At 50.0% G+C, this 12,243-nt stretch carries 8 protein-coding genes; all 8 read left to right on the plus strand.

All coding sequences use genetic code 11. The features are described from left to right. The first annotated feature begins 42 nt into the window (after positions 1–42). The 8 genes from efp (at position 43) to EJL91_RS14975 (ending at position 12,115) form a co-directional block, all read left to right on the plus strand. Positions 43–600, plus strand: a complete 558-nt coding sequence (gene efp / locus EJL91_RS14940; RefSeq protein ID WP_125142750.1) for an elongation factor P — start codon at positions 43–45, stop codon at positions 598–600. A 229-nt stretch (positions 601–829) separates the two neighbouring features. Next, positions 830–1,522: a peptidoglycan recognition protein family protein gene (locus tag EJL91_RS14945; RefSeq protein ID WP_125142751.1), complete on the plus strand. Its 693-nt coding sequence runs from the start codon at positions 830–832 to the stop codon at positions 1,520–1,522. Positions 1,523–1,555: 33 nt separating this feature from the next. After that, the gene (argS, locus tag EJL91_RS14950) at positions 1,556–3,337 is read left to right on the plus strand and encodes an arginine--tRNA ligase (RefSeq protein WP_125142752.1); all 1,782 of its coding nucleotides are present in this window, start codon (positions 1,556–1,558) and stop codon (positions 3,335–3,337) included. A gap of 62 nt (positions 3,338–3,399) precedes the next feature. Further along, positions 3,400–6,561: a DEAD/DEAH box helicase gene (locus tag EJL91_RS14955; protein ID WP_125142753.1), complete on the plus strand. Its 3,162-nt coding sequence runs from the start codon at positions 3,400–3,402 to the stop codon at positions 6,559–6,561. 873 nt (positions 6,562–7,434) lie between these two features. Beyond that, entirely contained in the window at positions 7,435–7,914 is a 480-nt protein-coding gene (locus tag EJL91_RS14960) for a MarR family winged helix-turn-helix transcriptional regulator (protein WP_125142754.1), read from the plus strand. Between the two features lie 91 nt (positions 7,915–8,005). Then, positions 8,006–9,814, plus strand: a complete 1,809-nt coding sequence (locus EJL91_RS14965; RefSeq protein WP_243125365.1) for an ABC transporter ATP-binding protein — start codon at positions 8,006–8,008, stop codon at positions 9,812–9,814. Then, positions 9,814–11,676, plus strand: a complete 1,863-nt coding sequence (locus tag EJL91_RS14970; protein WP_423243448.1) for an ABC transporter ATP-binding protein — start codon at positions 9,814–9,816, stop codon at positions 11,674–11,676. The genes EJL91_RS14965 and EJL91_RS14970 overlap by 1 nt, the downstream gene beginning before the upstream one ends. A 199-nt stretch (positions 11,677–11,875) precedes the next feature. Continuing rightward, on the plus strand, positions 11,876–12,115 hold the full coding sequence (locus tag EJL91_RS14975) for a helix-turn-helix domain-containing protein (protein ID WP_125142756.1): 240 nt from the start codon (positions 11,876–11,878) through the stop codon (positions 12,113–12,115). Positions 12,116–12,243: the final 128 nt, after the last annotated feature.

Below are 12,243 nucleotides of genomic sequence, written 5' to 3' on the forward strand. Positions count from 1 at the left end.
AAATAAAAAAGATTAAGAGAATTTCAAGGAGGAGTATCATTTATGATATCAGCGGGCGATTTTAGAAACGGTATCACACTGGAAATTGAAGGTAACGTTTTTCAGATTATGGAATTTCAGCATGTAAAACCTGGAAAAGGTGCTGCATTCGTTAGAACAAAGATTAAAAATGTAATGAGTGGCGGTGTTGTGGAGAGAACATTCAGACCAACTGAGAAGTTCCCGGCAGCCAGAATCGACAGAGTGGACATGCAGTATTTATATGCCGACGGCGATCTGTTCCATTTCATGGATGTGAATACCTATGAGCAGGTAGCGTTAAATGAAGAGACAATCGGCGACGCTCTGAAATTCGTCAAAGAGAATGAGATGTGCAAGATCTGTTCCTACAATGGCAAGGTATTCTCTGTTGAGCCTCCATTATTTGTAGAACTGGAAATCACAGATACAGAACCCGGCTTCAAGGGTGATACGGCCCAGGGTGCTACGAAACCGGCTGTTGTTGAGACAGGAGCTACCGTTTATGTTCCGTTATTCGTAGATCAGGGAGACAAAATCAAGATTGATACACGTTCAGGAGAGTATCTGTCCAGAGTTTAATAGAAGGTTAATTGAACTGTAACGAACGGCTACCATAAGGAAAGGGAGCTGCTGTAAAATATCCGGAGGAGACGAGCGAGATTTTACAGCAGTTCTTTTTGATTAACGATGGAGACCTGTGCGCATAGCGTACAGGTTATCGCTGATTGAAGACGGTAATCTGCTCTGAGAGCGGGCGGGTTACCGTTAACGGTTAAGAGTGGGTTAAGGACAAAAGAGGAGAGGACGGATGGAGAAGGAGAGAAGAGAAAGCCGCCGCGCAGACAGCGCAAAAGAGCTGAGGCGCAGGCAGCTGATCCGAAAAAGGCTCATAATCCGCTGTGCCATAGGAATTATTGCATTTATTCTGGGAACCGGGACGGGATGGTTGTTACGGGGGACAACGATCCGAAAACCGATCGATTTGAGCGCCATCAAGGCGCCGGAGTGGATTGACCAGCAGTTTTTATCGGTGAATCCATATTCCAGGCCGGGGACGAAACTGGCATCGGTGAATGCGATTGTCATTCATTATATCGGCAACCCGGGAACTACGGCCCAGCAGAACAGGGATTATTTTGAGAGCCTGAAAAATCAGAGCGGCAGTAATACGACATCAGTGAGCAGCAATTTTGTCATCGGGCTGGACGGAGAGATTATCCAGTGCATACCCGTTGACGAGAAATCATTTGCTTCCAATAACCGCAATTCCGATACGATTTCTATCGAGTGCTGCCATCCCGGCGAGGATGGTGAGTTTACCGAGGAGACGTATGAATCGCTGGTGAAATTGACGGCCTGGCTCTGCAAGGAGCTGGATCTGAGTTCCAAGGATGTCATCCGCCACTACGATGTGACGGGAAAAGCATGTCCGAAGAACTTTGCAGAGGATGAAGATGCCTGGAAGAAATTTAGAAAAGATGTAAAAAAAGCGATGCGATAAGCAAAGGCGATATTATAGAAGGAGATTAATCCGATGAAAAAGATAGTGGATCTGATCATAGAGGAATTTAAGCCGGCGTTCACAGGCTGCGGTTACGATGAGAAGTATATCCGCGTGACCCTGTCCAACCGCCCGGATCTCTGTGAATATCAGTGTAACGGCGCTATGGCGGCAGCTAAAGCATATAAAAAGAAACCAATTGACATTGCAAACGAGGTGGTGGAGAAGCTAAAGGACAGCCCGATGTTTTCCGAGCTGAATGCGGTAATGCCCGGTTTTATCAACATCCGTTTGAATCCGGAATACCTGGCGGATTACGTGAACAGGATGGCCGGGGACGGAAAATACGGCCTTGAAGAGGCCAAGGAGCCTGAGACGATTATCGTGGACTACGGCGGAGCCAATGTTGCAAAGCCGCTTCATGTCGGGCACCTGCGTGCGGCCGTTATTGGTGAGAGTATTAAACGCATCTGCCGTTATATGGGACATAAGACCATCGGCGACGTGCATCTGGGTGATTGGGGCCTTCAGATGGGCCTGATTATTGAGGAGCTCCGTGACAGAAAGCCGGAACTTCCTTATTTTGATGAGAACTTCAGGGGGGAATACCCGGCCGAAGCGCCGTTTACCATTTCCGAGCTGGAGGATATTTATCCGGCGGCAAGTGCGAAAGCAAAGGAAAAGACGGAAGCAGGAGAGGCATTTAAGGAGAGGGCCCAGGAGGCCACCTTTAAGCTTCAGAGCGGATACGAGCCGTACCGTGCTATCTGGAGACATATCATGAATGTTTCTCTGGCTGATTTGAAGAAGAATTATAATAGTCTGAATGTCTATTTCGATCTTTGGAAGGGGGAGAGCGATGCCCAGCCTTATATTCCGGGCCTGATTGAAGATTTGATTCAGAAAGGCATTGCCTATGAGAGCGAGGGCGCTCTTGTGGTGGATGTGGCGCAGGAAGGGGATACGAAGGAATATCCTCCCTGTATCGTTAGAAAATCAGACGGGGCGGCGCTTTACGCAACCTCGGATCTGGCTACTCTCATCGAGAGGGAGAAGGATTATAAACCGAACCGTTATATCTATGTGGTGGACAAACGCCAGGATCTTCATTTTATTCAGGTGTTCCGCGTTGCGAAGAAGGCCGGAATTGTGAAGGAAGATACAAAGATGATTTTCCTTGGTTTCGGCACGATGAACAGCAAGGAAGGCGGCCCGTTCAAGACGAGGGACGGCGGAGTCATGCGTCTGGAAACACTGATTAAGGGAATTAACGAGGAAGTCTATAAGAAGATTCAGGAAAAACAGAAGGTTCCGCAGAATGAGATGCAGCGCACCGCCGAGATTGTAGGTCTTGCAGCTCTGAAATACGGAGATCTTTCAAACCAGGCAACAAAGGATTATGTATTTGATGTAGACCGTTTCATCTCCTTTGAGGGCAACACAGGACCTCATATCCAGTATATGATCGTCCGAATCAAGTCCATCCTGGAAAAATATGCGGAGCTTAAGGGCGCTGACGCCGCGAAAGCTCTGATCCGTCCGGCCCAGTCGGTGACGGAGAAGGAACTTCAGCTGGAACTGTGCCGTTTCGGCGAAGTGGTTGAAGCGGCCTTTACCGAGACGGCTCCCCACAAGATCTGCCAGTATATGTCTGACCTTGCGGATGCCTTTAACAATTTCTATCTGGAGAATAAAATTATTGCCGAGGAAGATGCTGAAAAACAGGCTGCATTTATCAGCCTTATCACACTTACAAAAGAGGTGCTGGACACCTGTATGGATCTTCTGGGAATGGAGTCTCCGGAACACATGTAATATGCTTTTACAGGCGGCTGTCCACTGAGGGAGCCGCCTGTCTATCTATTGGAGGGGTCAGTTTGAATATCAGGGATATGGCGGTTGACACGTTTTGGAAGGGAGAAGTACGTGTTCAGGCGGTGGTGGAAGATGGTGACGGGACATACAACACCAGAATCTTCATTAAGAACGGGGAGATCTATGATTACCACTGTACCTGTGCACAGGGAAATTCTTATAAGGGAGCGTGTGTTCACGGCCTGACATTGCTAAAGGAATACGGAGCCAGGGAACGGGAGAACAGAAGCATTCCGATATCGACTTCTCCGTCTGTCAGGACGATGATCCGCGAGTATACAAACCGTGAGGTCGCCCGGATTATGGGGGAAGAGATTTCAGAGACCGTGAGCCTTGTGCCGCGCCTCATTGTGGGACACAGGGGTGTTTCCCTGGAATGCCGCATCAGGGAGAAAAGGCAGTATCTGATTAAGGATTTAGGGACATTTTCCGATGCGGTCAGGACGGGAAAGCGGGTGGAGTATGGAAAAGGGCTTGCCTTCGAGCATAGTCTCTCAGCCTTTACGCCGGAGAGCCGTCCGCTTGTCCAGATGGTGATAGAAGAGACGGGAATCTATAGGGAACATTTTGAAGATATCAGGAAGAGGACAAACACCGCGGTGCCGCTCCTGAATACCATTTTCCTGAGTAAACCGGCCTGTGACCGGTTTTTCGCAATCATGGAAGGAAGTGTAGTTGACGCGGAGGACTACAAGGGGCACAGAAGGGAACTTCTGCTTATTAAGGGAAAACCGGCCTTCTACGTCCATGCAAAAAGGATTGGCCGGGAAGGAATCGAGATTTCGGTGCCAGAGGAGCTGATGGCCTTTCAGGGAGAGAAGAGCCTTTATGTGGCAGATGAGAACAGCCTGTACTGCTGCGACCGGGAGAGCACGGAAATCCTGACCTTATTTTTAAAACACATTTTATCCGAACCGGGCGGAACGCGCAGGGTGAGGGTGAATGAGAGAGATATCCCGCTTTTTTACGAGAGAGTTTTAAAAAACCTTGATGAAGCGGGGCTCTTAAAGACAGAAGGAATCGATTGGGAACAGTACAGGCCGGCGGAATTAAAGGCCAGGTTTGAATTTGACAGCAGTGAGCCTGAGGAAATTGCCCTGAAACCGACTCTGTCATATGGGGACTTTTCGTTTCACCCGCTGGACGACGAACGGATACCAAAGGAAATATGCAGGGACGTGCCCGGGGAGTTCAGAGTCAGCCGGCTGATTACGAAATATTTTGAGTACCGGGAGAACAATGGGGAACATCTGGTCATCCGGGAGGATGAGGATGCCATCTACCGCCTTTTGAGCGAGGGGATGGATCGGTTTCGGGAAATCGGGGAAGTGTGGGTTTCCGAGAATGTCAGAAACATCAGAGTGATGGAGCCGCCCAGAATCTCTCTGGGAGTTTCCGTCAATGGAAACTGGCTGGATCTTAAAGTGGACGCGCAGGGGATGACGGCCCCGGAGATGGCTGGAATTCTTTCGGAATACCGGCAGAAGAAGCAATACTGCCGGATGAAAAACGGAGATTTTCTACGGCTGAACGACGACGGTCTTCTCACGCTCCTGAAGCTATCGGACGGCCTTGCTCTCGGGAAGAATGATTTTCAGTCGGGCGTCATAAGGCTGCCGGTCTACCGTGCGTTTTATCTGGAAAGCCTGGTCAGGGAGAACGGGCATATTCCGTTTTCAAGGGACAGCTGTTTCAAGACGATTGTAAGGGATCTTCAGCTTTCGGAAGCCGTAGGTTATGAACCTCCGGATGAACAGGGGCGGGTGCTCAGGGAGTACCAAAAAGCAGGTTTTGTCTGGATGAAAATGCTGGATGTGTACCGTTTCGGCGGTATCCTTGCCGATGATATGGGGCTTGGAAAGACACTTCAGATGATTACGCTGCTGGTGTCTGAGAAAGAGGAACGGAAGGAAGACGGCGGGGACTGCGTATCCCTGGTGGTCTGCCCCGCTTCACTCATTTACAACTGGGGACACGAGATTGCCTCATTTGCCTCCTCCCTTAAGGTGCTTCTGGTAACCGGGCCGCAGGCCGAGAGACAGATGCAGCTGGAGCACATAAAAGAGTACGATGTGGTGGTCACCTCTTATGATTTGCTCAAACGCGATCTGCCGTTTTATATGGAACACACCTTTCGTTTTGAGGTGATCGACGAGGCGCAGTATATCAAGAACGCATCCACACAGAGCGCGAAAGCGGTCAAGGCTGTCAGGGCCGTGACCCGCTTTGCCCTGACGGGAACCCCGGTGGAGAACCGGCTCAGTGAGCTGTGGAGTATCTTTGATTACCTGATGCCGGGTTTTCTATTTACCTACCGTAAATTTAAAACTATGTTTGAGATACCCATTGTAAAAGAGCAGAGCGGGGAAGCGCTCGAGAATCTCCACAGGATGATCCGTCCGTTTATCCTGAGAAGGCTGAAGAAGGATGTCCTGAAGGAACTGCCCGATAAGCTGGAAAAGGTGGTCTACTCGGCGCCGGAAGGCAAACAAAAGACCCTCTATCAGGCGGCGGCCCTGAAACTGCGCCAGAGTCTTTTGGAGGATGAAAGGGCGGTGGAGGGCGGCGGAAAGCTTCAGATACTGGCCGAGCTTACGAGACTCAGACAGCTGTGCTGCGATCCCTCTCTTTGTTTCGAGCGCTACAGCGGGGAGTCAGCCAAGCTGGAAACATGTATTTCCCTCATTGTATCGGCAGTGGAGTCGGGACATAAGATTCTTTTATTCTCCCAGTTTGCCTCCATGCTCTCGATCATCGGACAGAGACTAAAAAAAGAAGAAATTTCTTATCATCTGCTCGTCGGCTCCACGTCCAAAGAGGAGAGGAACCGGATGGTGAGTGACTTCCACCGCGACGAGGTGCCTGTTTTCCTGATTTCACTGAAGGCGGGCGGAACAGGGCTTAACCTGACCGCAGCCGACATTGTGATCCATTACGATCCGTGGTGGAACGTGGCCGCACAGAACCAGGCGACGGACCGCGCCCACCGCATCGGACAGAGCAGGCAGGTGACGGTGTATAAGCTGATTATGAAGGATACGATAGAGGAAAATATTTTAAACCTGCAGGAAGCGAAGAAAAATCTGGCTGACCAGATTGTGACGGAAGGAATGGTTTCTTTGGCGGAGCTCAGCAGAGAGGAACTGATACGGATTTTAAGTTAATATGGAATGAAACATTGAACTGGCCGCTCTCCTATCTTTGGGGCGGCCAGTTCTGTGTGAGGATTTAATTGAGATGCGAGGACGCCTCTGTGAGATGACGGACGGGGGAGTGGGTGGTGTGTATGAGTCTTCAGTCCCGGTTTGTAGAGTGTGGTGTGGGGGAATCCAGGAAAAAAAATTCCTGCGGGGACTCGCTCCCGCTTATGGAATGCGCAGCGGATGCTAGCTTCGTGTAAGACCTCAGCAAGCACCGGCGGATTCCAAGGTCTCCCTTCGGAAAGTTTTCTCCTTCCTTCCCCGGGTAGGTTGTCGGCGGGACTGAAGACTCAGGGAAGGTTGTTGCCCCGTCCGCCGGCTTCAGGGGCTGATTGTCTCTTTCGTCAAGTGTGGGATAGGTATTGTCGCGGCCACTATATAGCCGTGATTCTTTTACATTTTAACGGCATCTTAGGCTGCATAAAAAGAGTATCAGAATAAACACTCTAAGATTATAAGATTATAAGTTTATATGGTCTCATAGTGAACAGGAGGCAGTTTTCAGGCATTCTGAGAAACGTAGTGGCAGCGGCAAGCGCCTCCCCCATTGAAGAAAGAGGACAAATCAGCCGCCGTAGGCTGGGGCCGGGCCGCTGTCTTGGTTGAGTCTTTCGTCCCGGCCATAACCTTCCCGCGGGCAGGAGGAATCTTTTTCTGCCCGGATTCCCCGCCCACAACAATCTGACGCCCGGGACGAAAGACTCAGCGTTCCCCCTCACCACCCCGGCCCCCGACCTGACGGCGGCGTCCTCACTTCATAAAAATTTCACTTGACATAAGTTAACTAACTAATTATCATATAGTTAATTATTAGAAGGCTAACAAGGAGGTTAAAAAATGAACTGTGACTTTCATGACAATATGGACACCCGTAATCATGAACTGGTAGAAAAATATTTTATGGCAAATAAACTGCACAGGATGTATCTTGAGCGGGAACTGAATAAATCGGGAGTATACCGGAGCCAGCATCAGATCCTGATGTTCATTTCCAGATGCCCTAATGCATCACAGAAGGAAATCGCGAACAGGCAGCATGTTTCTACCGCGACCATAGCCGTCTCCCTAAAAAAGATGGAAAAAGGCGGATACATCAGCCGCGTGGCGGATAAAGACGACAACCGTTTTAACCAGATCTGCATTACACCCAAGGGCCAGGCGGTTGTGGAAGGCAGTGAGAAAATATTCAAAAAGGTGGAAAACGCCCTTTTTGCCGGATTTACCGACGAAGAACTGGATCAGTTTGAGGGGTTCCTTGATAAAGTACGCCTCAATCTGGAATATCTTTTCCAGGAAAGTGATACAAAGACAGAATAGGATGGCTGCCGTCCATAGCGGTGTTCTGCAAAACATACTGCTGGTTGCGCCGTGGACGGTAACACAGGATTGACTTGGAGGGAAAGACAATATGAAGAGATATAAGAAATATGTCACGCCGTATCTGAGCGCCTTTATCATCGGGCCGCTTATGATGCTGACGGAGGTGTTCGGAGAGATTATGCTTCCGAAACTGATGTCTATGATTATCAACAACGGTGTGGCGCAGCGTGATGCGGGCTATATTATCAGAATCGGCTTTGTGATGATTCTGACTACGGTGCTGATGGCGGCGGGAGGGATCCTGGGCGCCTATTTTTCAGCAAAGGCCTCGATCAGTTTTACAAGTGATTTGAGAAAGGATGTATTTTCCAGAGTCCAACAGTTTTCATTTAAAAATATTGATGAATTCAGCACGGGTTCCCTGGTCACCAGGCTTACCAATGATATCCAGCAGGTGCAGAACGTTATGATGATGGGACTGCGCCTGATGCTGCGCGCTCCCGGAATGCTGATCGGGGCGCTTATCATGGCATTCCTGATGAATGCGCGTCTGGCGGTAATCATTCTGATTGTCATCCCGCTTCTGACGGCGGCGATTGCAACGATACTGAGGCTGGCGTTCCCGCGGTTTGAGGTGATGCAGAAGAAACTGGACCGTCTCAACAGCGGCATCCAGGAAGTCCTGACCAATGTCAGGGTAGTGAAATCCTTTGTCAGGGAGGACTATGAAAGCGGCCGCTTCAAAGAGATGAATGCGGACTTAAAGGAGAGCAGTTTAAAAGCGATGCGTATCGTCATTGCAACAATGCCGGTCATGATGCTGGCAATGAATGTGACGACAATCGCCGTTGTCTGGTACGGAGGCAATATTATTATTGCAGGAGAGATGGCAGTCGGGGATCTGACCGCATTTACCACCTACATTGTGCAGATCCTGATGTCATTAATGATGCTCTCCATGGTGTTTTTACAGAGTTCCAGGGCCATGGCGTCGGTAAAACGTATCAACGAGGTCATGGATACCGAAATTGATCTGACCGATGAAGATGCGGGCAGAAAGGATGCGCTTGTTACGGAAGGGCGGGTAGAGTTTAAGGACGTCTGTTTTTCCTATGACAATGACCGGGATTACGTCCTGGAGCATATTGATTTCCAGGTGAACGGAGGCGAGACGGTGGGAATTATCGGTTCCACCGGAAGCGGCAAGACGTCCCTGGTACAGCTCATACCAAGGCTTTACGAAGCTACGGCGGGGCAGGTGCTGATCGATGGGATCGATGTGAGGGACTACTCGCTGAAACATCTGAGGGACGGCGTGGGTATGGTGCTTCAGAAAAACGTACTGTTTTCCGGCACCATTGAAGAAAACTTAAAATGGGGCAATGAGGAGGCCGATATGGAGACGGTCAGGCTGGCGGCGGAGAGCGCCCAGGCGGACGGTTTTGTGACCTCATTCGCCCAGGGATACGGCACGGAAATGGGCCAGGGCGGCGTCAATGTGTCGGGCGGACAGAAGCAGAGGCTCTGTATCGCCAGGGCGCTTCTGAAAAAACCGAAAATCCTGATCCTGGACGACAGCACCAGCGCCGTGGATACAGCCACGGAAGCCGAGATACGAAAGGCATTCAGGACAACGCTCAAAGACACGACGAAATTCATCATTGCACAGAGAATCAGTTCCGTGGAGGATGCCGACAAGATTATTGTACTGGATGACGGAAAAATCATCGGTATGGGAAGGCACGGCGAACTCCTCGCCTCCTGTGAAGCCTACAGGGAGATTTATGAAACCCAGTACGGCAGAAAGAACGGCGATGAAGAGGAGAGCGGCAAAAACACAGAAGCGCCGGCACAGGCAGTGACGGACGGAAACGGCAGACAGGAGGTGCAGGCATGATGGATCAGAGAAGAATTGAAAGCCTGAAACGGCGCTACGGAAACAGAGTGGCGGACGCTCCGAGAAAGAAACACGGCCCCGGCCGTATGGCGGCAAAAGGAGGCGGGAAACCGCAGAACAGTAAAGAGACGGTAAAACGGCTTTTATCCTATCTCGAAAAAGACAGGATGTGGATGCTGGTTGCGTTTGCCTGCGTTATTGTGAGCACACTGACTAATCTGGCGGGAGCGTATATGCTGCGCCCGATTATCAATACCTATATCGTGCCTCTGGACGGCAGCAGAGGGGACAGCGCAGGCCTGTTCCGGGCGCTGCTCGTGATGGCGGCCATCTATCTGCTCAGTGTGGCGGCCAACTATACCCAGTCTCGCATTATGCTGACTATTGCCCAGAACGCGCTGCAGCGTATCAGGGAAGAGCTGTTTGCAAAGATGCAGAAGCTGCCTCTGAAATTTTATGACACCAATAACAACGGTGATTTGATGAGCCGTTTTACAAACGACGTGGACACTATCGGCAATATGCTGAGCAGCACGCTCGTACAGCTGTTTTCGGGAGCACTCAGCATCATAGGGACGCTGATCCTGATGATTTACACGAATATTTACCTGACGGTGATTACGGTGGTGATAATTCCGCTGATGATGAAGGCGGGAGGCTTTGTGGCATCCAGAAGCCAGAAGTATTTCTCGGCCCAGCAGTCGGCCCTCGGCGCCCTCAACGGTTATATTGAGGAGACAATCCAGGGACAGAAGGTAGTGAAGGTATTCTGCCATGAGGAGGTAGCGGAGGAAGAATTCGGCTATCTGAACGGCGATTTAAGGGATAAACAGATAAAGGCCCAGTTCTTCGGAGGAATTATGGGACCGGTGATGGGAAACTTAAGTCAGGTCAATTACGCCCTGACGGCCTGCATCGGAGGGCTGCTCTGCGTATTTAGAAACTTTGATGTGGGCGGCCTCACGGTTTTCCTGAATTTCTCAAGGCAGTTTTCAAGGCCGATCAACGAAATTTCAATGCAGATCAGTAACGTATTTTCCGCGCTGGCCGGTGCGGAGCGTGTATTTGCCGTGATGGATACGGAGCCCGAGCAGGAGGACGATGCCGATGCGGTGTCCCTTCAGCCGGTGAAAGGCGAAGTGGTGCTCGACCGCGTAACCTTCGGATACAATCCGGATAAGGTAATTCTGGACGATATCAGCCTCTATGCAAAACCGGGGCAGAAAATCGCATTTGTCGGTTCCACGGGAGCCGGTAAGACGACGATTACCAACCTGATTAACCGTTTTTATGACATCCAGTCGGGAAGCATTACGGTGGACGGAGTTGACGTCCGCCACATGAAACGCAACGAACTGAGGCAGAATATCGCAATGGTTCTTCAGGATACCCATCTGTTCACGGGCACAGTCATGGAGAATATCCGTTACGGCCGCCTGGACGCGACTGACGAGGAAGTAATAGAGGCTGCAAAGACGGCCTCCGCCCATTCATTTATCATGCGTCTGCCGAAAGGATATGACACCATGCTGGAAGGGGACGGAGCTAACTTAAGCCAGGGCCAGAGGCAGCTTCTCAACATTGCCAGGGCCTCGGTTTCAAAGGCGCCGATACTGATTTTAGACGAAGCGACAAGTTCGGTAGACACCAGGACAGAAAAGCATATCGAGCACGGCATGGACCGGTTAATGAAAGACAGGACGACGCTTGTTATTGCGCACCGTCTTTCCACAGTCCGCAACGCCAACGCCATAATGGTGCTGGAGCACGGTAAGATAATAGAAAGAGGTGATCATGAGGACCTAATCCGCCAGAAAGGCCGCTACTATCAATTGTACACCGGACTAAGTGAGCTGGAATAATGTACTTTTACAGTAACTGTCCAGAAGGCATTTTTCCGCAAATCGGTAATAATTGGGATACCGGAGAGCTATCTTATACAGCGGAAAAGTTGTAAGCTGGAAAAAATTTCCACAACCTTACATTCAGGATGATATATCGCCCGGCTCTTTGCGATTTTTCGTATAAACTAGATTCATACGAAAGATTGGAGGTCATAAGATGCAGATATGTGAGGCGACTGTGAAAAGGATCAGGGAGCTTCTCAAAAGGGACCGGCTCACTTTGTATGCCCTGTCGTATAAGACCGGGATGCCGCTCTCAACGCTGAAATGTATTCTCAATGGGCGCAGTAAAAATCCGGGCATAGTCAATATCCAAAAGATTGCCGAAGGATTTAACATGTCGATCCGGGAATTCTATGCCTGTGATTTGTTCAATAACCTGGATCAGGAGGATTGAGCAGAGGTCTCTTGGGAGAGCACAGTTAAACAGGCCGGCAGGAGCGGGCAGCAAAAGGAAAAACAGTTGTAGAAAGAATATAAAGAATAGATCTGGAAAATTTTATTAATTTATTGTATAATAGGGAA

Source organism: Clostridium transplantifaecale (assembly GCF_900626075.1).
Classification (GTDB): domain Bacteria; phylum Bacillota; class Clostridia; order Lachnospirales; family Lachnospiraceae; genus Otoolea; species Otoolea transplantifaecalis.

Excerpts from the sequence above, each read along its gene's own strand:
- EJL91_RS14960 (WP_125142754.1), top strand. The coding sequence starts at position 7,435 with ATGAACTGTGACTTTCATGACAATATGGACACCCGTAATCATGAACTG.
- EJL91_RS14970 (WP_423243448.1), top strand. The coding sequence starts at position 9,814 with ATGGATCAGAGAAGAATTGAAAGCCTGAAACGGCGCTACGGAAACAGA.
- argS (WP_125142752.1), top strand. The coding sequence starts at position 1,556 with ATGAAAAAGATAGTGGATCTGATCATAGAGGAATTTAAGCCGGCGTTC.
- EJL91_RS14975 (WP_125142756.1), top strand. The coding sequence starts at position 11,876 with ATGCAGATATGTGAGGCGACTGTGAAAAGGATCAGGGAGCTTCTCAAA.
- EJL91_RS14965 (WP_243125365.1), top strand. The coding sequence starts at position 8,006 with ATGAAGAGATATAAGAAATATGTCACGCCGTATCTGAGCGCCTTTATC.
- efp (WP_125142750.1), top strand. The coding sequence starts at position 43 with ATGATATCAGCGGGCGATTTTAGAAACGGTATCACACTGGAAATTGAA.
- EJL91_RS14945 (WP_125142751.1), top strand. The coding sequence starts at position 830 with ATGGAGAAGGAGAGAAGAGAAAGCCGCCGCGCAGACAGCGCAAAAGAG.